Raw genomic sequence first — 18,457 nt, forward strand, 5'->3', positions numbered from 1 at the left:
GTCCTGGGCCGAAACCGAAGCCGGACCGCGACCGCGGGCCCGAGAGCCGGAGTCTCGCCAGACCAAGACCGGACCCGAGAGCCGGAGGGCGGGCCGGGGCGGACTTTCGGCCCACCCAGCCCGGCCGCGGGGCGCGCGGTCAGAGCGCGGCCTTGATCCTTTCGGCCGCCTCGGGCGTGACCCATTCGGTCCACGTCGCCTCGTTCTCGCGCAGGAACTGCCGCGCGCCCTCCTCGCCCTGCGCCTGGTTCTCGGTCATCCAGGCCATCAGCGCGTTCACCGTCGCATTCGTCCAGCTCCGCTTGGAAAGATAGTCCATCACCTCGGGCGGGGCGCTGTCGGCGAAGCGCTTGGCGACGACGGTCTGCACCTTGTCGGCCGGCCAGTCGTTCTTCCTGGGCTCGGCGCAATCGGCGTTCGAGGTGCAGCCCTGCCATTCGTCCATGTCGAGCGCCACGCCGTGCTCCAGCTTGACCATCTCGTAGCGGCCCAGCAGCGCGGTCGGCGCCCAGTAATAGCCGACCCAGCCCTGCTGGCGTTCATAGGCGCGCGCGATCGAGCCGTCGAGCCCGGCGGCCGAGCCGGTGTCGACCAGGTTGAAGCCCGCCGCCTGGGCGCCGAAGGCCTTGTAGAGCTGGCTGGTGATCACCGTGCCGCCCCAGCCGGCCGGGCCGTTGAAGATGGCGCCCTTCGCGGGATCCTCGGGATCGGGGAACAGGTCGGGGCGCTTGAGCACGTCCTCGATGGTCTTCAGCTCGGGATTGGCCTCGGCGAGGTATTTCGGGATCCACCAGCCCTGCACGGCGCCGTCGCTGAGGATGTCGCCGGTGACGACGATCCGGTCCTCGGCCAGGCCGGACCGGATGACTTCGGGCACCAGGTCGACCCAGCCCTCGGGGGCGATCTCGGGCTGGCCCTTCTCGACCATCGAGGTCAGCGTCGGCACCGTGTCGCCCTGGATCACCTCGGCGCTGCAGCCGTAGCCCTCGTTGAGGATGAAGGCATCCAGCGCCGCCGCAAGCTCGGCGCTCTGCCAGTTCATGCTGGCAATCGTCGGACTGCCGCAATCCGCCCAGGCCGCGCCCGAAAAGCCCACAAGCAAAAGCGCCGCACCGCAGGAAACAAACCGTCTTCCCATTCTCTTTCTCCCTGGCGCGAACATGGCCCCCAAACCCCAGCCGTCGCGCAAACCGGGGGCTGGAAGGGGCGCGCGCGCCCCTTATCGGTGACGGACCGCTCTTATGACGGCGGGTTGGCCGAGCTTTTCACCCGAGCATTGAAGCGCGCGATCTCGCGCGGCTCGGCAGCCTGCCCGGTATAGATTTCGACATAGGTGGGGATGCGCGCAAGCCGGGTATCCACCTCTTCCTGCGCCCGCATCGAGATATAGCCGATCTGGGTCAGGTAGATGGTGCGCGCCCGGACATCGGCGCCCTGTTCCTGGTGGCCCCAGCGCATCAGCATCTCGCGCAGGGCCGACAGCCGGGTTTCGTCCGCGGCGGCGACGCGGGCGCCGACCTTGTCGTCCTGCAAGGCCCAGCTGCGCACGGCGAATTCCAGCTTGCTGTCGAAGATGCCGCAAAGAAAGCAGGCCAGCACGTTCAGCATCGCCTCGGCTTGGCTCTCGGCATATTCCTGCGTCGCGCGGACCAGCGGCGCGGTCGTCCTTTCCTCCCAGCCGTCGATCAGCGCGGTCAGCAGCGCCTCGCGATCCTCGAAGAACCAGTAGAAGCTGGTGCGGGACAGGTTCAGATGCTTGGCCAGGGGCTGGATCTTGACCGCGTCGATGCCGCCGTCGATCAGCGCCTGATAGCCGGTTTCAAGCCAGCCCTCGCGCGACCCGCGCCATCCAGTTTCCGCCGTTGCTGCACGATTTCTCATGTCCCAGCCCTAGCCCGCCCCGCGATTCGCTGCAAGGAGAAATGTCCTGGGATGATCCCGGTATGTTCATGTTTGATTTTTTAATTGACACAGATGAACATTACTTTGATCCTGAGATGCGACTCCCCACCTTTCACAGGCAGATCCGATGTCGAACGATCCCCTCCTGCAGCCCTATCGGCTGAAGCACCTGACGCTTCGCAACCGCATCATGATCACCAGCCACGAGCCGGCCTATCCCGAGGACGGCATGCCCAAGGACCGCTACCGCGCCTATCACGTCGAGCGCGCCAGGGCCGGCGTGGCGCTGACCATGACCGCGGGCTCGGCCTCGGTCGCGCGCGACAGCCCGCCGGTGTTCAACAACATCCTGGCCTGGAAGGACGAGGTGGTCGGCTGGATGAAGAGGCTGGCCGACGAATGCCACGACCACGGTTGCGCGGTGATGATCCAGCTGACCCACCTGGGCCGGCGCACGCGCTGGGACAAGGCCGACTGGCTGCCGGTGATCTCGCCGGGGCATGAGCGCGAGGCGGCCCACCGCGCCTTTCCCAAGAAGATGGAGGACTGGGACATCGAACGGGTCATCGGCGACTATGTCGATGCGGCCGAGCGGATGAAGGCGGCGGGGCTGGACGGGATCGAGATCCAGGCCTATGGCCACCTGATGGACCAGTTCTGGTCGCCGCTGACCAACGACCTGGACGGGCCCTATGGCGGCAGCCTGGACAACCGGCTGCGCTTTACCTTCGACGTGCTGCGCGGCATCCGGGAACGCTGCGGCGAGGATTTTATCCTGGGCGTGCGCTATACCGGCGACGAGGACCTGCCGGGCGGGCTGACCGCCGAGGACGGGATCGAGATCTCGCGCCGGCTGAAGGACAGCGGGCTCGTGGATTTCCTGAACGTGGTCAAGGGCCATATCGACACCGATGCGGGCATCACCGACACCATCCCGATCCAGGGCATGAGGAACGCCCCGCACCTGGAATTCGCGGGCGCCATCCGCAAGGCCACGAATTTCCCCACCTTCCACGCGGCCAAGATCCCCGACGTGCCGACCGCGCGCCATGCCATCGCCGCCGGGCTCTTGGACATGGTCGGCATGACGCGGGCGCATATGGCCGACCCGCACCTGGTCCGCAAGGTGATCGAGGGGCGCGAGGACGACATCCGCCCCTGCGTCGGCGCGAACTACTGCCTTGACCGCATCTACCAGGGCGGCATGGCCTTTTGCCTGCACAATGCCGCGACCGGGCGCGAAGAGACCATGCCGCACAGCATCCCCGCCGCGCCGGTCAAGAAGCGCATCACCATCGTCGGCGCCGGTCCAGGGGGCATGGAGGCCGCCCGCGTCGCCGCCGAGCGCGGCCATGCGGTGACGGTCTTCGAGGCCGCCGACCAGCCCGGCGGCCAGATCCGCCTGACCGCGCAGGACGAGCGCCGGCGCGAGATGATCTCGATCATCGCCTGGCGGCAGGCGATGTGCGACAAGCACGGCGTCCAGTTCCGCTTCAACACCTTCGCCGAGATGGAGGATGTGCTGGCCACCGAGCCGGACGAGGTCGTCATCGCCACCGGCGGCCTGCCGCATACCGAGGTGCTGGAGCAGGGCAACGACCTTGTCTGTTCCGCCTGGGACATCCTGTCGGGCGACGTGAAGCCGGGCCGCAACGTGCTGATCTTCGACGACGCGGGCGACCATGCGGCGCTGCAGGCCGCCGACCTGATCTCGGCCACCGGCGCCGCGGTCGAGATCGTGACCCCGGACCGCAGCTTCTCGCCCGAGGTGATGGCGATGAACCTGGTGCCCTATATGCGCAACCTGCAAAAGCGCGACACCACCTTCACCGTCACCTGGCGGCTCATGTCGGTGGCGCGCGAGGGCAACCAGCTGCGTGCGCGCCTGGGCAGCGACTACGGCGATTTCACCCGCGAGCGCATCGTCGACCAGGTCGTCGTGAACCATGGCACAAGGCCGCTGGACGACCTGTATTTCGAGTTGAAGCCGCTGTCCTCGAACCTGGGCGAGGTCGATTACGAGGCCCTGACCACCGGCGGGTTGCAAGAGGTTCGCAAGAACCCCGAGGGCCGCTTCCGCCTTTACCGCATCGGCGACGCGGTGGCGGCGCGCAACACCCATGCGGCGATCTACGACGCGCTGCGGCTGGTCAAGGATCTGTGAGGCGAGGCATCCGGCCGCGACCGGCTTCGCGGCGCGGCCGGAAGATGGCGACAGCGACGGGGGATATCAGCATGGCACGAGCCCAAGCCCTGCGGGACTTTCGCGATCCGGCCCTGCCGGCGATTCAGGCATCCGCTTCGCTCTGCCGCATCGCCGGGGCGCTTGGGGCCGAGGGCCAGGCCGGCGCCGGCCCGGCGACGCTGCCGGCCCGCAGCTGGCTGGCGGCGGCGCGGGACCACCCGTTGCCAAGGCGGACCTGGCCGCCCTGCGGGCGCTGTCGCCGCTGCTGTGCTGGCGCCGGCGCAACGGCGCCCCCAACGCCAGCGCGAATGTCGCGGACAGCCCCGCCAATGCCATGCGGCTGCGCCCCGGCGGCCTCGAGGAGCGCCGCGGCCTGTGGCCGGGCCTCGGCCTGGTCGCCCCGCACACGCGCCATCCCGACCACCGGCACGCGCCCGAGGAGACCTACCCGGTCCTCTCGCCCGGCCAGTTCCGCAAGGACGGCTAGGGCCGGGTCCGGGCCGGCGGCGGCTTCTTCGTCCCCCCGAACGCCCCGCGCGCCCGGCGATCGGGCGGGCAGCCCCTGTTCGCGGTCCGGGCCGGGTGACGTCGCAGGGCGGGCACGGTCCGGCGCCTTACTCGCCGCGCTCCTCAAGCCATTTGCGCATCATGGCGATCTCGGCCTCCTGGGCCTTGATGACCTCTTCGGCCAGCTTGCGCACCTCGGGGTCCGAGCCGTGCTCAAGCACGATCCTGGCCATGTCGATGGCGCCCTGGTGATGCGGGATCATGCCGCGCATGAAATCGACATCGGCATCGCCGGTATGCTCGATCATCATGTCGTCATGCATCCGCTCCATCGCCGCGACATAGGCCTGGGTCGCGGCGCCGTCGGCATCGGCGTGCATGTGATCGCCATGGGCGTCGCCATCCTGCGCAAGGGCAAGCCCGGCCGAGATCGCGAGGACGCCCGCGGCAAGGATCGGTGCCAGCCGGTTCATCCGACCCTCCTGCGGCCGCGTCGGGTGGGGGTGATGGCCTTGACGCGTGAAGTTCATGGGAAAACCCTCCTGCGTTGCGTTCCAGCCTACAGGAATAGGGCTTTCCACCCCCGGAAGGTCAAGGGCCGGCCGCAGGGATCTGCGGCGGGCAGGCCGGAAAACGGCTTGACAGAATCGCGCACGCGAGCAAAGTTTCGTATCTGAAATATCGTATACGAAAATAAGACCCCAACGCACCCGAGCCTGTTGGGGAAGATGCAGCCGCCCATACGGGACAGAACCAAGCGGCGCCCTGTCCCGATCAATCGCCGCATGCAGGGAGAAAGAACGTGCAAAGACTACTCGCTTCCACCGTTTTGGCCGCCGGCTTCCTTGGCGGGGCCTGGTCGGCCTCGGCGCAGGATTGCGGCAACGTGACGCTTGCGCTCCACAACGTCCAAAGCGCCGAGCTGCTGACCTATGTCGACAAGTTCATCCTTGAGAACGGCTATGGCTGCAGCGTCGAGACCATCCCCGGCGACACCGTGCCCTCGACCACCTCGATGGTCGAGAAGGGCTCGCCCGACGTTTCGTCCGAGACCTGGGTGGACCTGCTGCCCGAAATCGTGCCGCGCGGGCTGGAGGAGGGCAAGATCGTCTATGGCGCGCCGGCCTTGCCCGACGGCGGCATCCAGGGCTGGTGGATTCCCAAATACCTTGCCGACGCGCATCCCGACATCAAGACGGTCGAGGATGCCCTGGCCCATCCCGAGCTTTTCCCCGACCCGGAAAACCCCGACAGGGGCGTGATCTTCAACGGCGCCGAAGGCTGGGGCGCCACGGTCGTCACCGCGCAGCTGTTCAAGGCCTACGAGGCCGAAAGCAAGGGGTTCAACCTGATGCGGCCGGGCTCGGCCGCCGGCCTCGATGGCGCCATCGCCAGGGCCTATGAGCGGCAGGAGGGCTTCATCACCTATTACTGGGCGCCGACCGCGCTGCTGGGCAAATACGAGCTGGTGCTGCTGGAAGCCTCGCAGGAACACGATCCGGCCGAATGGAAGCGGTGCATCACCAGCCTCGACTGCCCCGATCCCAAGGTCACGGCCTGGCCGGTCGATACGGTGATGACGGTCTTGACCAAGGATTTCGCCGACCGCACCAGCCCCCAGATCCTGGACTATTTCAACACCCGCGGCTGGAGCAACGAAACCGTGGCCAAACTGATGGCCTGGCAGGCAGAGAGCCAGGCCATGGGCGAGGATGGCGCGATCCACTTCCTTGAGGAAAACAAGGACATGTGGACGAAATGGGTGCCGGCCGAGGTCGCGGAAAAGATCGAAGCCGCGCTTTGACCGCACTCGCCGCCCGGCCGCGCCGAGCGGCGGGGGCGATCAAGGGCCGCGAATGAAAACCCTCGGTTCGCCCGGACATTCCTCGGGCGAACCGAACCCTCTCTGTCCCAACCCATCCCGACACAATTGCCTCAGGAGAAACAGGAATGGCGTTCAAGCGAATGATCCATGCCGTCGATACGCATGCCGGAACGCCGATGCGGGTGATTACCGGGGGCGTTCCGCATATCCCCGGAAACTCGGTCTACGAGAAGATGAAATGGCTGGAGGCCAACGACGACCAGCTGCGCAAGCTGATGCTGCGCGAGCCGCGCGGCTATTCGGCGCATTGCTGCAACATCATCGTGCCGCCCTCGCATCCCCAGGCGGATGCCGGATACATCATCATGGAGCAGATCGAATATCCGGTCATGTCCGGCGGCAACACCATCTCGGTCGTCACGGTGCTGCTGGAAATGGGCCTGCTGCCGATGAAGGAGCCCATGACCGAACTGGTGCTGGAGGCGCCTGCGGGGCTGATCCGGGTCCGCGCCGAATGCGCGGGCGGCAAGGTCAAGAGCGTGACCTTCCGCAACGTGCCGGCCTTCGCCGCCCATCTGGACGCCGAGATCGAGGTGCCGCATCTGGGCAAGGTCCGCGTCGATGTCGGCTGGGGCGGCATGTTCTATGCCATTGCCGATGTCCGGCAGTTTCCCGGCCTCGAGCTCATCCCCCAGCATGGCCGCGAGATCGCCCGCATCTCGGCCATGATCCGGCAGGCGGCGATCGAGCAGCTTCCGGTCGAGCATCCCGATTATCCGGGCGTGGGCATCACCATCTCGCAGCTTTCCGGGCCGACGGACGATCCGAACGCGGATTGGAGGAACGCCGTCACCATGGCCTCGGGGGATTTCTCCTGGGACAATCCCGCGACCTGGACCGGCGCGCTGGACCGCTGCCCCTGCGGCACCGGCACCTGCGCCAAGATGGCGGTGCTGCATGCCAAGGGCGAGTTGCCGCTGGACCAGAGCTTCCGCCACCAGAGCATCCTGGGCAATGTCTATACCGGGCGGCTGGTCGAGGAGACCGAGATCGCGGGCCGGCGCGCCGTCGTGCCGGAAATCTCGGGGACCAGCTGGATCTACGGGCTCAACACGCTGGTGCTGGATCATGACGATCCCTTCACCGAAGGCTTCACCGTCGGCGATACCTGGGCATAGCTCCGGCCGCCGCGGAGGGCTCGATGCCCTTCGTCATTCGAGAGCGTCCATGGAGTGCAAGGCAAGAAGTAATATCAAGTTCTTGCCCTATAAACCCTCGAAACTCCTGCAATCGAGGGACCGATGCGCGGGTCCGCAAAGCTGCGGCATGGCGACGGTTCAGCCGATCGCGTCCGCTGCGGCCGGCGGGTCCATATGCATGTCCCGGAACAGGCGCGGGGTGATGCCGAAGCGGCGCTCGAAGGCTTGCACGAACCGCGGGGCCGGGGACAGGCCGACCTGCGCGGCGACGGTCTTCAGCGGCAGCCCGCGGGACAGGAGCAGGCGCGCGGCATCCAGCCGGGCGGTCTCGACGAAGCGGGCCGGGGTCTGGCCCGTCGCCGCAGTGAACTTGCGGTGGAAGCTGCGCTCGGACAGCCCGGCGCGGGCTGCCAGCGACGGCACGTCCAGGGGCGCGTCGAGGTTCGCCTGCATCCAGCCGATCAGATCCCCGAACGGGTTGTCGCCCCGCGCCTGGGCCCTGAGAAGGGGGCTGAACTGCGACTGGTAGCCGGGCCGCCGGGCATAGAGGACCAGCCGCTTGGCCACCTCGCCGGCGATCCCCGCGTCGAGGTCATGCGCCACCATCGCCAGCGCCATGTCGATGCCCGTCGTCACCCCCGCCGAGGTCCAGAGCCTGCCTTCGGCCAGGTAAAGCGCCTCGGGTTCGACCGCGACCCCGGGAAAGGCCCGCGCGAAGGCTTCGCAGGCGTCCCAATGCGTGGCGACCCGGTGCCCGTCGAGCAGCCCGGACGCGGCCAGGACGAAGCCGCCGGTGCAGACCGAGCCGAAGCGCCCGGCCTCTGCCGTCAGCCGCGGAAGCATGGAGCGCAGGACGGGGTCGGCCATCGCCTGCAGCAGGGGCTCCCGTTCGGCGCCCACCACCAGCACGGTCCCGGCTTTCCCCGGCAGTTCGGCGATGGGGCGGGTTTCCAGGGCGATGCCGCTGCTGCTGTCGACGGCCCCGCCCTGGGCCGACAGGGGCACGACCTTGTAGAATGCCGGCCTGCCGCGTTGGCCCAGGGCGCGATTGGCGCCGTTGAAGACCGATGCCGGCCCCGAGATGTCCAGCAGTTCGAAACCTGGATAAAGGATGAAGGCGACCTGGTGCATTGGCCGAAAATACGGCATTTCTGTCATTTCTGCCAGAGGCGCACCTTGCTATCCTTGCCCCATCGCCGAAAGCTGACCGCCACCGCGCAGGAAGGAGCAACCGGCATGAGCGACCTGCAGCCTGACCGCCCGGCACGGCCCAGCAAGCCGATGAAACGTCGCCTCGTCCTGGGGGCCATCCTGGGACTGGCCGTTCTCTCGACGGCGGGCTTCGGCCTCTGGATCGCCTCGCTGCCGCCCGCATCCGTGGCCCTGGCCCCGCCGGTGCCGCAAGCGGAGACCGACGCCCTGCTTGCTGCGCTGAAGCCGAAACGCCCTCGTCCCCTGATCGCCATCGTCGGCCTCAACGATGCGACCGAGACCACCGATTACCTGCTGCCCCCTGGCATCCTGAAGCGCGCCGATGTGGCCGAGGTGGTCTCGCTTGCCACCGGCCCCGGCCCGGTGCGGCTGTTTCCCGCGCTGACCGTGCAGCCCGACATGACCATCGCGGCATTCGACGCCGCCCATCCGCGCGGCGCGGACTACGTGATCGTCCCCGCCATGAGCCGCGACGACGACCCCGTGGTGACGGGCTGGCTGCGGGATCAGGCGAGGAAGGGCGCGGTGATCGTCGGCATCTGCGCCGGCGCCAAGGTCGTCGCTGCCGCCGGATTGCTGAAGGGCAAGCGCGCGGTGACGCATTGGTATTACCTGGACCGGCTGCGGAAGATCGACCCGACCATCGCCCATGCCCCCGACCGGCGGATGGTCGCGGATGGCGGCGTGGTGACGACGACCGGCATCACTGCCTCGATGCCGATGATGCTGACCCTGATCGAGGCCATCGCCGGCCGGCCCAGGGCGGAAGCGGTCGCCCGCGATCTCGGCATCGCCCGATGGGACGCACGCCATGCCAGCGGCGCCTTCGCGCTGAGCCGGCCTTTCGCGGTGACAGTTCTGGCCAACCGGCTGGCTTTCTGGAACCATGAGGAGTTGGGCATCGCCCTTGCACCGGGCATGGACGAGGTCTCGCTGGCGTTGGCAGCCGATGCCTGGTCGCGGACCTATCGGTCGACGGTGACGGCATATGCCCCGAGCGGCACGGTCGAGACCCGGAACGGCATCCGCCTCATCCCCGACCGGCAGGGCACGGACGGACCGGAGGCGCGGCGCGTCCCCATCTTTCCCGAGAGCCCGCCCGCCGAGGCCCTCGACCGGACCCTTGCCGCGATCGCCGCGCGTTACGGTGCAGGCACCGCCGACGCGGTGGCCATGCAACTGGAATATCCAAGGTAGACACGGAGGACACCATGCCTAGCACCATCCGACTGCACCGCGTCATCGCGGCCAGGCCCGAAAAGCTTTATCGCGCCTTCCTCGAGCCCGACGCGGTGGCAAGCTGGCTGCCGCCCTGGGGCTTTCTCTGCACCGTCCACGAACTGGAGGCGAAGGTCGGCGGCCGCTACCGGATGTCGTTTCGCAACTTCACCACCGGCCAGAGCCATTCCTTTGGCGGCACCTATCTGGAACTGATCCCCGGCCAGCGCCTCGTCTATACCGACGGGTTCGACGACCCCAACCTGCCGGGCGAGATGAAGGTCACGGTGGACTTGAAACAGGTCTCCGTCGGCACCGAGATCACCATCGAGCAGCAGGGCGTGCCGGACGTGATCCCCGCCGAGGCCTGCTATCTCGGCTGGCAGGATTCGCTGCGCAAGCTGGCGAAGCTGGTCGAGCCCGAAATCGACCAATAGGCGCGGGAGTTTTCCGATGACCCCCACCATCACCGCCTTCGCGCAATCCCCCGACCGTGGCCAGGGGCTGGCGCGCGACATGCGCGTCCGCTGGGCCCTGGAGGAGGTCGGCCAGCCTTACGATGTCCGGCTGGTCAGTTTCGACGAGATGAAACAGCCCGCGCATCTGGCGCTTCACCCCTTCGGGCAGATCCCGACCTATGAGGAGGGCGATCTGGCCCTGTTCGAGTCGGGCGCCATCGTGCTGCACATCGCCGCGCGCCATGCGGGCCTGCTGCCAGAGGAGGCGAATGCGCGGGCGCGGGCGATCATGTGGATCTTTGCCGCGCTCAACACCATGGAGCCGCCCATCGTCGAGCACGAACAGGCGCGTTACCATGAACACGACAAGCCCTGGCACCGGGCCCGCCTTCCCCTGCTGGAAAAACGCATCCATGGCCGGCTGGAACAACTGTCCAACCGGCTCGGCGATGCCGACTGGCTTGACGGGGACTTCAGCGCCGGCGACCTGCTGATGGTGACGGTGCTGCGCAGGCTGGAGGGCAGCGGCATGCTGGACGCATTTCCGAACCTCTGCGCCTATGTCGCGCGCGGCAAGGCGCGTCCCGCCTATCAGCGCGCCTTCGACGCGCAGCGGGCGGTGTTCACGGCATCGAATGGCTGAGCAGGGACCGCTTGCGGCAGGATCACGGCGGGCTGAACCAACGGCCAGGGAGGATATGCAGCATGGCGAAATTCGTCTTCGGAATGAACCTGTCGCTGGACGGCTATGTCGATCACGACGCCTTCGCGCCCGATCCGGTGCTGTTTGACCATTGGACCGGGCAGGTGCGCGGCCTGGCCGGCAGCCTCTACGGCCGCCGCATCTACGAGGTGATGCGCTGTTGGGACGAGGACCATCCCGAATGGAGCGCCGAAGACCGCGCCTTCGCGGATGCCTGGCGGCGCCAGCCGAAATGGGTGGTCTCGCGCTCGCTGACCTCGGTCGGCCCCAATGCGACGCTGGTTTCGGATGACATCGAGGCGCGGATCCGCCGCCTCAAGGCGGAATGCGCCGGAGAGATCGACATCGCCGGGCCGGAGCTGGCGCAAAGCCTGGGCGAGTGGGGGCTGATCGACGAATATCGGCTCTACGTCCACTCGGTCGTGCTGGGCCGCGGCAAGCCGTTCTTCGCCGGCCCCCGGCCCCCGCTGCGCCTTGTCGCCAGCGACCGCATCGGCGGGGAGGTGATCCGGCTGACATACGCGCCCGCCTAGCGCGGCGGGGGGGGGTGCCCCGGCCGGACACGCGTGCGTCGCCGGTCCGTGCCGGCGGAGCTATCTTGCCGCGATGGCGGCGCCTTGCGCGAGCCTGACGGGGGCGGGGCTGCTCTATTGGCCCGAGGCGACGCCGCCCTGGCCCGCCACCCGCTTCGGGCCGCTGCGGCCGGCCCATGCCACCGGCATCCTCTTCGGCTTTGGCGGCAATGCGCTGATCCCGGCCTTGTTCCATGTCGTCCAGCGCAACGCGCGCGCGGGGCTGCCGGGGGCCCTGGGTGCTGCTGCAGGGCTACAACCTGTTCTGCTGCCGGGGCGGTCACGGGCTGTCTGACGGGCGCAACCCACGCTGAACGGCGTCGGGCACAAGGTGCGCGACGACGCCACGCTGCGTTTCATGTTCGTCGCGGCGGCGTTCTACGGGCTCTTGGCCTTCGAGGGCTTGTTCCTGGCCATCCGGCCGGTCAACGCGCTGTCGCATTGCACCGAGTGGACGGTCGGGCACGTCCATTCCGGCACGCTTGGCTGGCTGGCGATGATCGTCTTCGGCTCGCTTTATACGCTGGTGCCCCATCTGGCCGGGCAGGACAGGATGCGCTGGCCGCGGGCGGTCGAGCGGCATTTCCGACTGGGGGTGGCGGGGACGCTGGTCCATGTCGTCGCCATGTAGAACGCGGGCATCCCCCAGGGGCTGATGTGGCGCATCATGACGCAGGTGGCGCGCGGTCCCACGGCTTCCTGCAATCGGTGATGGCGATGGCGCCCTATGACCTACTGCGCACATTCGGCGGCGCGCTGTTCCTGCTTGGGGTGCTGATCTGCGTGGCCAATACCCTCGCCACCTTCCGCCAGCGCCGCGCGCGTGAGCAAGTCCACGCGACCATGGCGGCGGAGGAGCGCGATGCTGAGGCTGCATTGCAGCCTGGAAAGCTGTCCATGGGGCTGGTGGCGGGGATCATCGTCGCGGCCTCGACCGGCGGCATCGTCGAGATCGCGCCGCTTTTCACCATCCAGCGCACGGTCGAGATCCCCGCGGATCTGCGCCGCCGACGCCGCTGGAACTGGGGCGCGAGATCCACATGCGCGAGGGCTGCCATTGCCTGCCACAGCCAGATGATCCGCACCCCGGCCGATGAGATCGACCGCCACGGCCCCTATTCGGTCGCGGGCGAAAGCGCCTGGGATTTCCCGATGCCGTGGGGATCGAAACGCACCGGGCCGGATATCGCCCGGCTGGGGGGCAAGTATTCCGACGACTGGCGCGTCGCGCGCGCGAGCTGGTGCCGGCCTCGATCATGCCGGCCTGTCCCTGGCTGATGCGGCCGCTGGAGATCGCCGTGCTGGTGCGGCTTGGCGTGCCCTATGACGACGGGATGGTCGCCCATGCCGCCCGCGACGCCGCCGGGCAGGCTATGCCCGACGGCGACGCGGCGGGTTTTGCGGAACGCCACGGCGACCGGCCGCCCATCCGCGCCTTCGACGGCGATCCGGGGCGGCTGACGGAGATGGATGCGCTGGCCGCCTATCTGCAATCCCTGGGCCGGCTGACCGGGGTCGCCAGCGGGGAGGGCGGGTGATGGCGCTGCATGATTTCCTGGTCCTGATGGCCAAGACCTTCGGGCTTTTTGGATGATGGGTTTCTTCGGCGTGGCTTTGTGGCTGGCCTGGCGCCCCTCGGCGCGGCAGGGGGCCGGGGATGAGCGGCAAGCAAGAGATCGACCCCGTCACCGGCCACGAAACCACCGGCCATGACTGGAACGGCATCAAGGAGCTGAACACGCCCTTTCCGCGCATCGTGATCTGGGCGCCGGCGCTGAGTTTCGCCTATTCGGTCGTCGCCTGGGTGCTGCTGCCCGCCTGGCCCCTGGGCCGCGACTATACCCGCGGCCTACTGGGCATCGACCAAGGCCACCGAGACCGAGGCCGGCCATGCCTGCATGACCGCCCTGTGCGCGGGCTGGAAGGACCGCTTCGCCACGGGCGATTTCAAGGCGCTGGCGGCGGATGCCGGTCTGATGACCGTGGCCCGCCCGGCGCCAGCGCGGCTCTTTGTCGACAATTGCGCCGCCTGCCACGGCGCCGAGGGGCAGGGCAGGGACCGCCATGGCGGCACGGGTTTCCCGGCGCTGGACGACGGCGACTGGCTGCGGTCCACAGACCCCGCCGATATTGCCCAGCTGATCTGCGTCGGCGTCAACAACAACCACCCCGAGACGAATAGCGTCCAGATCATGGGTTTCGGCCGCGACGGGATGCTGTCGCGCGCAGAGATCGAGCAGCTGGTGCCCTATGTCATCGCCTTCGACGGCACCGCCGATCCCGGCAGCCCCGCCGCGACGCTGTTCGCCGACAACTGCGCCTCGTGCCATGGCGAGCGGGGCGAGGGCGGCATGAGCATCGGTGCGCCCTCATAGGCCGACGAGCAATGGATCTATGGCGGCACGCCCGGCGCGATCCGCGCCACGCTGATGAACGGCCGCGCCGGGGTCTTGCCGGCATGGGAAGGCCGGCTGAGCGAGGTCGAGCGCAACCTGCTGGCGCTTTACGTCGCCGGCCTGCCGGGGTCGCAAAGGCGGCTGGCGATCTGTGCCGCGGCAGTGGCGCTGCTGGTCTTTGCCGCCGCCAATGTCCATCTGGTCGCCGTGGCCTTTCGCTCGCAGCCCGAATGCGCCGCGATCTCGCCCGACCGGCACAACTGTTAGGGGCGTTAATGCTGGAACCCCTTCCCATGCGGCGCGCGTCCCCGCGGCCCCAGGACACGCTGGCCCGCAACCTGTCCGCGCGGGTGGCGCTGGACTGCCTTGCGGCGGGCTGGCGCGATTTCCGCCGCAACCCCCTGGCCAACCTTGGGGTAGCGCTGTTCCTGCTTTCGGTCGCGGCGGTCTGGGCCCTGTGGCATTTCTGCCTGATATACCTGGTGTTGCCCGCGCTGGCGGGCGCATGATCCTGGGGCCTGTCCTGGCCATCGGGCTTTCGCGCGCTGGCACGGGGCGAAGGCGCGTATCTGGCCGACATGCGCCATTCCCGCGCCGCTGCGGGCGCGCAGCTTGCCTATGCGGGACTGCTTCTGTGCCTGCTGCTGTTCTGGCTGCCGCACGGCGGACCTGCTTTACGCGCTGTTCTTCGGGCTGCGATCCTATCCGGGGGCGGGCGAGGCGCTGGCCGACACCTTCACCACCCTGCACGGCTGGATGCTGCTGCTGACCGGCAGACTGGTCGGTGAGCTGTTCGCGGGCTTCGCCTTCGCATCAGCCTTTATGCCCTGCCGATGCTGATGTCCGAGCGGCGCGATGCGCTGACCGCGCCGGGGTTCAGCTTTGCGATGCTGGCGCGCAATCCCGGCCCCTCGCTGGCCTGGGGCGGGATCGTCACGCAGGGCATCGCGCGCAGCGTCGCGACCGGGCTTCTGGAGCTGATCCTGATCTTGTCCCGGGCCACGGCACCTGGCACCTGTTCCGTGCCAGCCGGGGGGATCGGGCATGAGCCTGGCCCTGCTGATCCCGCTGTCGCTGGCCCTGGGCCTTTCGGGGCTTGCGGCTTTCCTGTGGGCGCTGCGCAACCGCGAGTTCAAGGGTCTGGATGGGGCGGCATGGCGCGTCCTGATGACCGGCGACGAAGGGGGAAGGCGGGCACGGCGCCCCTGCGGCCGAAGCTGAGCAAGCCGAGCGGATCGAGATTGCCGACGGCCGCTTCGTCGTCGGCGCGGACCTGCTTGCCGCGGCTTTCGGCAGCCGGCCGAGGCCACCCGAGCCCTGATGCGCGGCGGCGGCACCACCAGCCGCACCGAGCGCGGCGCAGGCAGCGACATCGGCCTGCACCGCCTGACCTTCCATCACGACGGCCACATCTTCAGGATCGTCATCGATGCCGAGGACCGCATCCCGAAGCGCCTGCGCTTCGTCATGCCCGCCCGCAAGCCCGCGGCTGGGAACGGGAGATAAAGTGCCTCTGGCAGAGAATTTTGCGTGTCGGCCATCGCGTTTCCGGTCGCGATCCGCCGGAAAGGTTGATTATCTTGAGGTATATTAATACAGGAAAACAATATATTGAGATGAATATCTTCAGTCATTTCGAGGAATTTTCATCCTCGTCTATCGGCGATCCCGACTGTCAGCCGTGTCTGGTCCTCCTCGACTGGAAAGACAAGGCGCGCGCATCGCCGGCACCGTCGGCCTGCCGCTGCCCGGAACCGAGATCACCGTCACCGACCCCGAGACCGGCGTGGAACTGCCGCGGGGCGAGATCGGCATGATCGAGGTGCGCGGCCCGAACGTGTTCAAGGGCTATTGGCGCATGCCGGAAAAGACCGCCGCCGAGCTGCGCGAGAACGGCTTCTTCATCACCGGCGACCTGGGGAAATTCGACGAGCGCGGCTATCTGCACATCGTCGGCCGCGGCAAGGATTTGATCATCACCGGCGGCTACAACGTCTATCCCAAGGAGGTCGAGGCCGAGATCGACGCGCTGCCCGGCGTGGTCGAATCCGCCGTGATCGGCCTTCCGCATGGCGATTTCGGCGAGGGGGTTACGGCGGTCGTGGTCCCGACCGGCAGTCCTGCGCTGGCCGAGGCGGGGGTGCTGGCGGCGCTGGCAGGGCGGCTGGCCAGGTTCAAGCAGCCCAAGCGCGTGCTCTTCGTCGAGGAACTGCCGCGCAACACCATGGGCAAGGTGCAAAAGAACCTGCTGCGCCAGCGCTTCGCCGGGCTCTACGACCAGCCGAGAAGGCGCTGAAGGCCTGACAGGGCGCGGCCTGCGGTCGCCAGGCCGTCTCCGTCTTCCAGGGCATGAAAATCTTCGGGTAAAGGACCGGGGGAGGGCTGTGGCCTCTGCCAGGAAAAGCGCATGGCCTTGCATGGGCCCTGGGCCGGCCCGTCCTTTCCCGACGGGTTCCCGGCCCCAGCCCGGCCCACCCCGGCCCGGTGCGGCCCCAGCCCGGCCCAGTGCGGCCCCGGTGCGGCCCCGGTGCGCGGCAAGGCCCTTGTTTTGGCGCGGTCCGCCCGCGAAAAAGGCCGCCCCCTGCGGGGCGGCCCGGTCCTAGCCGAAGGCGGGTCGGCTTACATCATGCCGCCCATGCCGCCCATGTCGGGCATGCCGCCGGCGGGGGCCTTGGGCTCGGGCTTCTCGGCGATCATCGCCTCGGTGGTGATCAGCAGGCCGGCGACCGAGGCCGCATCCTCCAGCGCGGTGCGAACCACCTTGGCCGGGTCGATCACGCCGAACTTGAACATGTCGCCATATTCCTCGGTCTGCGCGTTGAAGCCGAAGGCCTTGTCCGAGGATTCGCGCACCTTGCCGGCAACCACGGCGCCGTCCACGCCGGCGTTCTCGGCGATCTGGCGCATCGGCGCCTCCAGCGCACGGCGGATGATGGCGATGCCGGCTTCCTGGTCCGAGTTCGCACCGGCCAGCCCTTCCAGCGCCTTGGCCCCCTGCACCAGCGCCACGCCGCCGCCGACCACGATGCCTTCCTGCACCGCGGCGCGGGTCGCGTTCAGCGCGTCGTCCACGCGGTCCTTGCGCTCCTTGACCTCGATCTCGGTCATGCCGCCGACGCGGATCACCGCCACGCCGCCGGCCAGCTTGGCCACGCGCTCCTGCAGCTTCTCGCGGTCGTAGTCCGAGGTGGTCTCCTCGATCTGCTGGCGGATCTGGGCGACGCGCGCCTCGATCTCGGCCTTCTCGCCGGCGCCGTCGACGATGGTGGTGTTGTCCTTGTTGATCGAGATCTTCTTGGCCCGGCCCAGCATGTCGATGGTGACGTTCTCCAGCTTCATGCCCAGGTCTTCCGAGATCACCTGGCCGCCGGTCAGGATGGCGATGTCCTGCAGCATGGCCTTGCGGCGGTCGCCGAAGCCCGGCGCCTTCACCGCGGCGATCTTGAGCCCGCCGCGCAGCTTGTTCACGACCAGCGTCGCCAGGGCCTCGCCCTCGACGTCCTCGGCCACGATCAGGAGCGGCTTTTGCGACTGGATCACGGCCTCGAGCAGCGGCACCATCGGCTGCAGCGACGACAGCTTCTTCTCGTGCAGCAGGATGTAGGCATCCTCCAGCTCGGCGATCATCTTGTCGGCGTTGGTGACGAAATAGGGCGAGAGATAGCCGCGGTCGAACTGCATCCCCTCGACGACCTCGACCTCGGTCTCCATGCCCTTGTTCTCTTCGACGGTGATCACGCCCTCGTTGCCGACGCGCTGCATCGCCTCGGCGATCTGCTGGCCGATGAAGGCCTCGCCATTGGCCGAGATGGTGCCGACCTGCGCCACTTCCGAGCTGTCGTTGACCGGGCGGGCGGCGGATTTGATGGCTTCCACGACCTTGGCGGTCGCGACGTCGATGCCGCGCTTGAGATCCATCGGGTTCATGCCGGCGGCCACGGCCTTGAGGCCCTCGCGCACGATGGCCTGGGCCAGAACGGTGGCGGTGGTGGTGCCGTCGCCGGCCTCGTCATTGGTGCGCGAGGCCACTTCGCGCACCATCTGCGCGCCCATGTTCTCGAACTTGTCGGAAAGCTCGATCTCCTTGGCGACCGAAACGCCGTCCTTGGTGATGCGCGGCGCGCCGAAGGACTTGTCGATCACCACGTTGCGCCCCTTCGGGCCCAGCGTCACCTTGACCGCATCCGCAAGGATGTTCACGCCCTTCAGCATCCGGTCACGCGCGTCGCTGTTGAACTTAACTTCTTTCGCAGCCATCTGTTCTGCTCCTTGAATGGGTT

22 protein-coding genes and 3 pseudogenes are annotated in these 18,457 nt (G+C 68.1%); 19 read left to right on the top strand and 6 right to left on the bottom strand.

Features of this window, described 5'->3' with window-relative positions:
• Positions 1–139: 139 nt before the first annotated feature.
• Positions 140–1,138, bottom strand: coding sequence for a glycine betaine ABC transporter substrate-binding protein (locus E3U26_RS02085; protein ID WP_072464124.1), 999 nt, complete (start codon positions 1,136–1,138; stop codon positions 140–142).
• Positions 1,139–1,239: 101 nt separating this feature from the next.
• Entirely contained in the window at positions 1,240–1,881 is a 642-nt protein-coding gene (locus tag E3U26_RS02090) for a TetR/AcrR family transcriptional regulator (protein ID WP_499105311.1), read from the bottom strand.
• 148 nt (positions 1,882–2,029) lie between these two features.
• On the opposite strand from E3U26_RS02090, the gene hpbA reads away from it, so the two are divergent.
• A complete protein-coding gene (gene hpbA, locus E3U26_RS02095) occupies positions 2,030–4,066 on the top strand; it encodes an NADH:flavin oxidoreductase (protein WP_499105312.1) in 2,037 nt (678 codons plus the stop codon).
• Complete coding sequence (locus E3U26_RS02100; protein ID WP_499105313.1) at positions 4,023–4,574, top strand: cupin domain-containing protein; 552 nt, start codon at positions 4,023–4,025, stop codon at positions 4,572–4,574. Before hpbA ends, E3U26_RS02100 begins: the two co-directional genes overlap by 44 nt.
• Positions 4,575–4,701: 127 nt before the next feature.
• Here the strand turns inward: E3U26_RS02100 and copM are convergent, their stop codons facing one another.
• Entirely contained in the window at positions 4,702–5,067 is a 366-nt protein-coding gene (gene copM / locus E3U26_RS02105; RefSeq protein WP_036760661.1) for a CopM family metallochaperone, read from the bottom strand.
• Positions 5,068–5,396: 329 nt separating this feature from the next.
• On the opposite strand from copM, the gene E3U26_RS02110 reads away from it, so the two are divergent.
• Both E3U26_RS02110 and E3U26_RS02115 read left to right on the top strand, forming a co-directional pair.
• Positions 5,397–6,398 (top strand): glycine betaine ABC transporter substrate-binding protein, encoded by a 1,002-nt coding sequence (locus tag E3U26_RS02110; RefSeq protein WP_036760660.1) that lies wholly within the window; start codon positions 5,397–5,399, stop codon positions 6,396–6,398.
• A 146-nt stretch (positions 6,399–6,544) separates the two neighbouring features.
• The gene (locus tag E3U26_RS02115) at positions 6,545–7,597 is read left to right on the top strand and encodes a proline racemase family protein (protein ID WP_036760659.1); all 1,053 of its coding nucleotides are present in this window, start codon (positions 6,545–6,547) and stop codon (positions 7,595–7,597) included.
• A 159-nt stretch (positions 7,598–7,756) separates the two neighbouring features.
• Here the strand turns inward: E3U26_RS02115 and E3U26_RS02120 are convergent, their stop codons facing one another.
• The gene (locus E3U26_RS02120; RefSeq protein ID WP_499105314.1) at positions 7,757–8,767 is read right to left on the bottom strand and encodes a GlxA family transcriptional regulator; all 1,011 of its coding nucleotides are present in this window, start codon (positions 8,765–8,767) and stop codon (positions 7,757–7,759) included.
• A gap of 87 nt (positions 8,768–8,854) precedes the next feature.
• Here E3U26_RS02120 and E3U26_RS02125 point away from each other — a divergent pair, with 87 nt between their 5' ends.
• The 12 genes and pseudogenes from E3U26_RS02125 (at position 8,855) to E3U26_RS02180 (ending at position 15,017) form a co-directional block, all read left to right on the top strand.
• A complete protein-coding gene (locus E3U26_RS02125; RefSeq protein ID WP_499105315.1) occupies positions 8,855–10,027 on the top strand; it encodes a DJ-1/PfpI family protein in 1,173 nt (390 codons plus the stop codon).
• A 14-nt stretch (positions 10,028–10,041) separates the two neighbouring features.
• Positions 10,042–10,485 carry an SRPBCC family protein gene (locus E3U26_RS02130; protein WP_499105316.1) on the top strand — a complete coding sequence of 148 codons (444 nt, stop codon included), beginning with the start codon at positions 10,042–10,044 and terminating at the stop codon, positions 10,483–10,485.
• 16 nt (positions 10,486–10,501) lie between these two features.
• The gene (locus E3U26_RS02135; protein WP_499105317.1) at positions 10,502–11,149 is read left to right on the top strand and encodes a glutathione S-transferase family protein; all 648 of its coding nucleotides are present in this window, start codon (positions 10,502–10,504) and stop codon (positions 11,147–11,149) included.
• Positions 11,150–11,211: 62 nt separating this feature from the next.
• Positions 11,212–11,742: a dihydrofolate reductase family protein gene (locus tag E3U26_RS02140; RefSeq protein WP_499105318.1), complete on the top strand. Its 531-nt coding sequence runs from the start codon at positions 11,212–11,214 to the stop codon at positions 11,740–11,742.
• A gap of 73 nt (positions 11,743–11,815) precedes the next feature.
• Positions 11,816–12,076 carry a hypothetical protein gene (locus E3U26_RS02145; RefSeq protein WP_499105319.1) on the top strand — a complete coding sequence of 87 codons (261 nt, stop codon included), beginning with the start codon at positions 11,816–11,818 and terminating at the stop codon, positions 12,074–12,076.
• A gap of 36 nt (positions 12,077–12,112) precedes the next feature.
• The gene (locus E3U26_RS02150) at positions 12,113–12,412 is read left to right on the top strand and encodes a cbb3-type cytochrome c oxidase subunit I (protein WP_499105320.1); all 300 of its coding nucleotides are present in this window, start codon (positions 12,113–12,115) and stop codon (positions 12,410–12,412) included.
• Between the two features lie 266 nt (positions 12,413–12,678).
• Positions 12,679–13,319 (top strand): annotated as a pseudogene (locus tag E3U26_RS02155) (cbb3-type cytochrome c oxidase subunit II).
• Between the two features lie 119 nt (positions 13,320–13,438).
• Positions 13,439–13,552, top strand: a pseudogene (locus E3U26_RS02160) (cbb3-type cytochrome c oxidase N-terminal domain-containing protein); the annotation flags it as partial.
• Between the two features lie 127 nt (positions 13,553–13,679).
• Complete coding sequence (locus tag E3U26_RS02165) at positions 13,680–14,156, top strand: cytochrome c family protein (RefSeq protein ID WP_499105322.1); 477 nt, start codon at positions 13,680–13,682, stop codon at positions 14,154–14,156.
• Between the two features lie 54 nt (positions 14,157–14,210).
• Positions 14,211–14,444, top strand: a complete 234-nt coding sequence (locus tag E3U26_RS02170; protein WP_499105323.1) for a hypothetical protein — start codon at positions 14,211–14,213, stop codon at positions 14,442–14,444.
• Positions 14,445–14,452: 8 nt separating this feature from the next.
• Positions 14,453–14,686, top strand: coding sequence for a DUF2189 domain-containing protein (locus E3U26_RS02175; RefSeq protein ID WP_243786049.1), 234 nt, complete (start codon positions 14,453–14,455; stop codon positions 14,684–14,686).
• A gap of 109 nt (positions 14,687–14,795) precedes the next feature.
• Complete coding sequence (locus tag E3U26_RS02180) at positions 14,796–15,017, top strand: DUF2189 domain-containing protein (RefSeq protein ID WP_499105324.1); 222 nt, start codon at positions 14,796–14,798, stop codon at positions 15,015–15,017.
• Here the strand turns inward: E3U26_RS02180 and E3U26_RS02185 are convergent.
• Complete coding sequence (locus tag E3U26_RS02185; RefSeq protein ID WP_499105326.1) at positions 14,998–15,180, bottom strand: hypothetical protein; 183 nt, start codon at positions 15,178–15,180, stop codon at positions 14,998–15,000. The two genes, E3U26_RS02180 and E3U26_RS02185, sit on opposite strands and share 20 nt — an antisense overlap.
• Before the next feature lie 41 nt (positions 15,181–15,221).
• Here E3U26_RS02185 and ccoS point away from each other — a divergent pair, with 41 nt between their 5' ends.
• The 3 genes and pseudogenes from ccoS to E3U26_RS02200 form a co-directional block, all read left to right on the top strand.
• Positions 15,222–15,398 carry a cbb3-type cytochrome oxidase assembly protein CcoS gene (ccoS, locus tag E3U26_RS02190; protein WP_449045727.1) on the top strand — a complete coding sequence of 59 codons (177 nt, stop codon included), beginning with the start codon at positions 15,222–15,224 and terminating at the stop codon, positions 15,396–15,398.
• A gap of 99 nt (positions 15,399–15,497) precedes the next feature.
• Positions 15,498–15,683: a DUF6522 family protein gene (locus E3U26_RS02195; protein ID WP_499105327.1), complete on the top strand. Its 186-nt coding sequence runs from the start codon at positions 15,498–15,500 to the stop codon at positions 15,681–15,683.
• Between the two features lie 205 nt (positions 15,684–15,888).
• Positions 15,889–16,473: pseudogene (locus E3U26_RS02200) on the top strand (AMP-binding enzyme); the annotation flags it as partial.
• Positions 16,474–16,796: 323 nt separating this feature from the next.
• On the opposite strand, the gene groL reads toward E3U26_RS02200, so the two are convergent.
• Positions 16,797–18,434 (bottom strand): chaperonin GroEL, encoded by a 1,638-nt coding sequence (gene groL / locus E3U26_RS02205; RefSeq protein WP_499105328.1) that lies wholly within the window; start codon positions 18,432–18,434, stop codon positions 16,797–16,799.
• Between the last annotated feature and the right edge of the window lie 23 nt (positions 18,435–18,457).

This window comes from Paracoccus ferrooxidans (assembly GCF_029909815.1).
Classification (GTDB): Bacteria; Pseudomonadota; Alphaproteobacteria; order Rhodobacterales; family Rhodobacteraceae; genus Paracoccus; species Paracoccus versutus.

Coding starts and splice junctions, on each gene's coding strand:
- E3U26_RS02140 (WP_499105318.1), top strand. CDS start 11,212: ATGGCGAAATTCGTCTTCGGAATGAACCTGTCGCTGGACGGCTATGTC.
- E3U26_RS02135 (WP_499105317.1), top strand. CDS start 10,502: ATGACCCCCACCATCACCGCCTTCGCGCAATCCCCCGACCGTGGCCAG.
- E3U26_RS02180 (WP_499105324.1), top strand. CDS start 14,796: ATGCGGGACTGCTTCTGTGCCTGCTGCTGTTCTGGCTGCCGCACGGCG.
- groL (WP_499105328.1), bottom strand. CDS start 18,434: ATGGCTGCGAAAGAAGTTAAGTTCAACAGCGACGCGCGTGACCGGATG.
- E3U26_RS02145 (WP_499105319.1), top strand. CDS start 11,816: ATGGCGGCGCCTTGCGCGAGCCTGACGGGGGCGGGGCTGCTCTATTGG.
- E3U26_RS02115 (WP_036760659.1), top strand. CDS start 6,545: ATGGCGTTCAAGCGAATGATCCATGCCGTCGATACGCATGCCGGAACG.
- E3U26_RS02195 (WP_499105327.1), top strand. CDS start 15,498: ATGCGCGGCGGCGGCACCACCAGCCGCACCGAGCGCGGCGCAGGCAGC.
- E3U26_RS02170 (WP_499105323.1), top strand. CDS start 14,211: ATGAACGGCCGCGCCGGGGTCTTGCCGGCATGGGAAGGCCGGCTGAGC.
- E3U26_RS02090 (WP_499105311.1), bottom strand. CDS start 1,881: ATGAGAAATCGTGCAGCAACGGCGGAAACTGGATGGCGCGGGTCGCGC.
- ccoS (WP_449045727.1), top strand. CDS start 15,222: ATGAGCCTGGCCCTGCTGATCCCGCTGTCGCTGGCCCTGGGCCTTTCG.
- E3U26_RS02125 (WP_499105315.1), top strand. CDS start 8,855: ATGAGCGACCTGCAGCCTGACCGCCCGGCACGGCCCAGCAAGCCGATG.
- hpbA (WP_499105312.1), top strand. CDS start 2,030: ATGTCGAACGATCCCCTCCTGCAGCCCTATCGGCTGAAGCACCTGACG.
- E3U26_RS02175 (WP_243786049.1), top strand. CDS start 14,453: ATGCTGGAACCCCTTCCCATGCGGCGCGCGTCCCCGCGGCCCCAGGAC.
- E3U26_RS02085 (WP_072464124.1), bottom strand. CDS start 1,138: ATGGGAAGACGGTTTGTTTCCTGCGGTGCGGCGCTTTTGCTTGTGGGC.
- copM (WP_036760661.1), bottom strand. CDS start 5,067: ATGAACCGGCTGGCACCGATCCTTGCCGCGGGCGTCCTCGCGATCTCG.
- E3U26_RS02120 (WP_499105314.1), bottom strand. CDS start 8,767: ATGCCGTATTTTCGGCCAATGCACCAGGTCGCCTTCATCCTTTATCCA.
- E3U26_RS02165 (WP_499105322.1), top strand. CDS start 13,680: ATGACCGCCCTGTGCGCGGGCTGGAAGGACCGCTTCGCCACGGGCGAT.
- E3U26_RS02100 (WP_499105313.1), top strand. CDS start 4,023: ATGCGGCGATCTACGACGCGCTGCGGCTGGTCAAGGATCTGTGAGGCG.
- E3U26_RS02130 (WP_499105316.1), top strand. CDS start 10,042: ATGCCTAGCACCATCCGACTGCACCGCGTCATCGCGGCCAGGCCCGAA.